Source organism: Streptomyces sp. CO7 (assembly GCF_053474865.1).
Genome location: NZ_JBRIOU010000002.1, coordinates 787,759 through 791,052, shown reverse-complemented (window position 1 = coordinate 791,052; position 3,294 = coordinate 787,759). Strand labels below are relative to the sequence as shown.

Below are 3,294 nucleotides of genomic sequence, written 5' to 3'. Positions count from 1 at the left end.
GTGCAGGCGTGGATGCCGGTGCCGTGACCTTGGCCGCGCGGCCGGACAGGAAGGCGTTCATCCGGTCCTTGGCCTCGGGGCTGCTCTGGGCGACGCCGGCCATCAGGGATTCCAGGAACAGGCCGGTCTCGGGCGCCGCCTCGGCGATCCGGGGCAGGGCGTGGATCACGGCGTAGTTGGTGACAGGGCTGTTCCGGGCGACGCGGGCGGCGAGTTCGAGCGCCTTGGCCAGGCCCTCCCCCGTCGCGGTCCGGTACGTGGCGAGCCCGGCGGCGGCGCCCTCGTCGGCGTCCAGCACACGGCCGGTGAGCATCATGTCGGCCATCAGGGCCACACCGGTGAGCCGCGGGATCCGTACGGAGGCGCCCCCTCCGACGAACAGACCGCGCTCACCCTCCGGCAGGGCGAAGAAGGCGGAGTCCTCGGCGATCCTGAGGTGGGCGGCGGCGGCCAGCTCCAGGCCGCCTCCCACCACGGCGCCCTTGAGCACCGCGATCACCGGCACGGATCCGCACGCGATCCGCTCGAAGGCCCGGTGCCACATGCGGGAGTGGTGCAGGCCCTGCACCGCGTCCCGTTCCCTGAGTTCCGCCAGGTCGAGCCCCGCGCAGAAGTGCTCGCCGTCGGCGGCCAGCACCACGGCCTTCGCCCAGGCGGGCGGAGCGTCGAAGAAGCGGCCGAGGCCCAGTACGGTGGCGTCGTCCAGGGCGTTGCGCTTGACGGGGCGGTTCAGGGTGAGGATCACGATGTCGCCGTGACGAGTCGGCGAGAGGGATGCGGGGAGGTCGTTCTCTGCGGTCACACCATCTCCAGACCATCAGGAACCTTGATGATCGACCATGGTTGATACCCTCAAGATTCCTGTCAATACCCGGGAGGGAAGCGGTGGAGGAAGCCGAGGGCCGGCGCGCGCCGTCCTTGCTGTATGCGGTCAAGCGGCTCGAACTCGTCATCCGTGCGCGGCTCGACGAGATGCTGCGCGGCTCGGGGGTGACCACCCTCCAGTACACGGCGCTCACCGTGCTCGAACGGCGTGGCGGCATCTCCGCGGCCCAGCTGGCCCGCGACTCCTTCGTCACCCCCCAGGCCATGGCCGACATGCTGCGGGCGCTGGAGCAGCGTGAGCTGATCTCCCGCTCCCCCAACCCCGCCAGCCGCCGTGAACTGCTGGTCCATCTCACGCAGGAGGGCCGCCGCCTCCTCGCCGAGTACGCCGACGCGCACGCCGCGATCGAGGAGCTGATGCTCTCGGGGCTGAGCAGGACGGAACGCACCCGCCTGCGCTCGTCCCTCGACGGTTCCTGGCGGGCGTTGCGCCCGCCCCGGTGACGGAGCGGCCCCGGGACGGGCACGCGCCTCAGACGTTCTCGCGTTCCTCCGGCCGCCTCCCGGCGGGCGCGGCGAGTTCGTTGCGACTGGTCTCGCCCAGGGCCAGGACACAGACCACGGTGAGCGCGCAGAACGCGGCGACGACCAGGGAGATGGCGGTCGTGCCGCCGCCGAGCGCCTGCGCCTCGGCGAAGATCAACGGCGCGAAGCCGGCCCCGAGGCCCGCGAGCTGGTAGCCGAGCGAGGCCCCGGTGTAGCGGCTGCGGGTGGTGAACAGTTCCGCGTACAGCGCGGCCAGCGGCCCGTACATCATCGGATGCAGGAGCGACTGCCCCACGACGACGGCCACCACCAGTGCGGCGGTGCTCCCGCTGTCGACCAGCGGGAAGAGCACGAAGGAGTAGGCGCCCACCGCCACCGCGCCCGCGGCCACGACGGGTCTGCGGCCGAAGCGGTCGCTGGCGGCGGACCAGCCGAGGATGCCGGCCACGGCGAGCGTCGACGAGACGGTGAGGGCGTGCAGCACCGTCTCCCGGCCGTAGCCGGCCCGTACCGCGTAGGAGATGAGGAACGTGGTGAGGGTGCCCTGCACCACGAACGCGCTCAGGCCGACGCCCACGCCGAGCAGCAGCACCCGCGGATGGTTGCGCAGCACGTCCCCGAGCGGGGCGCGCCGGGGCCCCTCCTCGGCGGCGGCCGACGTGAAGACGGGGGTCTCCGTGACCCGCAGCCGCACGAACAGGCCGATGGCCAGCAGCACGACGCTCAGCAGGAACGGTATGCGCCAGCCCCAGGCGAGGAACGCCTCCTCGCCGACGGCCGCGGCGGTCGCGGACATCACCACGGTGGACAGCGCCATGCCGCACGGCGCTCCGGCGTTGGTGAAGCTCGCCCACAACCCGCGCCGGTCCTTGGCGTGTTCGGCGGACATCAGCACCGCGCCGCCCCACTCGCCGCCCACCGCGACGCCCTGCACCACGCGCAGCACGACCAGCGCGATCGGCGCGAGGCTTCCGGCGCTCGCGTGGGTGGGAAGCACGCCGATCAGGAAGCTTGCGACACCCATCAGGACCATCGACAGCACCAGCATGTTCTTGCGGCCCAGCCGGTCCCCGAAGTGGCCGAACAGCACGCCGCCCAGCGGGCGGGCGACATAGCCGGTGGCCAGGGTGCCGAAGCTGGCCACCGTGCCGGCCAGCGGGTCGAGGTCGGAGAAGAACACGTCGGCGAAGACCACCGCGGAGGCGGTCGCGTACAGCAGGAAGTCGTAGTACTCGATGACGCTGCCGAGGAAGCTGGACGTGACGGCGCGGCGCAGTTGGGTGCTGTCGCCGGTGGTGGGGGGTGCGGGCTGCATGCCAGGGCTCCTTCGCGCTGCCGGCCGGGGAGACTGTCAGGTTTCCTGATCGACGGTCAGTGTCGGGACGATCAGGAAACCTGTCAATGCTTCGGACGTGCGCGACTGCGCCGGGGCGCCTGCGCACGCGACCGCACCCGGACGCCGGCCGGTGGCTACGCACGCGCGGCCGCGCGCGCCCGACGCCGCGGAGGCCGCGGCACGGGGGCGGGCCGGAGCCCTCTGGAAGGGATCCGGCCCGCCCGGTGTGCGGTCGGTCCGTGCGTCAGCTCGTGGTGCAGGCGGCGCCGTTGAGGGTGAAGCCGGTCGGCGAGGCCGTGTTTCCGGTGTGCGTGGCCTGGAAGCCGATCGTGGCGGACTGGCCCGCCGCGAGCGTGCCGTTGAAGCCCACGTTGGTGGCGGTCACCTGGCCGCTGGTCCCCTTGTAGGTGGCGTTCCACCCGTTGGTGATCGTCTGCCCGCCGGGGAGGGTGAAGGCGAGCGACCATCCGTTCACCGCCGACCTGCCGGTGTTGGTGATGGTGAGGTTCTCGGTGAGTCCGTTGTTCCAGGCGGTGACCGCGGCGGTCACCTTGCACGCGGTCCCGCCGGGCGGCGGGGTGGTGGGG

At 72.3% G+C, this 3,294-nt stretch carries 4 protein-coding genes; 1 reads left to right on the top strand and 3 read right to left on the bottom strand.

Features of this window, described 5'->3' with window-relative positions; genetic code table 11:
- The coding region (locus tag ACOV8S_RS05580) for a crotonase/enoyl-CoA hydratase family protein (protein ID WP_448316406.1) at positions 1 to 802 on the bottom strand (802 nt) is incomplete at its 3' end.
- A gap of 170 nt (positions 803 to 972) precedes the next feature.
- Here ACOV8S_RS05580 and ACOV8S_RS05575 point away from each other — a divergent pair.
- Positions 973 to 1,329 (top strand): MarR family winged helix-turn-helix transcriptional regulator, encoded by a 357-nt coding sequence (locus ACOV8S_RS05575; RefSeq protein WP_448317363.1) that lies wholly within the window; start codon positions 973 to 975, stop codon positions 1,327 to 1,329.
- A 28-nt stretch (positions 1,330 to 1,357) separates the two neighbouring features.
- On the opposite strand, the gene ACOV8S_RS05570 is transcribed toward ACOV8S_RS05575, so the two are convergent.
- A complete protein-coding gene (locus ACOV8S_RS05570) occupies positions 1,358 to 2,686 on the bottom strand; it encodes an MFS transporter (protein WP_448316405.1) in 1,329 nt (442 codons plus the stop codon).
- 265 nt (positions 2,687 to 2,951) lie between these two features.
- Positions 2,952 to 3,294 (bottom strand): cellulose binding domain-containing protein (locus ACOV8S_RS05565; RefSeq protein ID WP_448316404.1); only part of this gene is annotated, 343 nt, incomplete at its 5' end.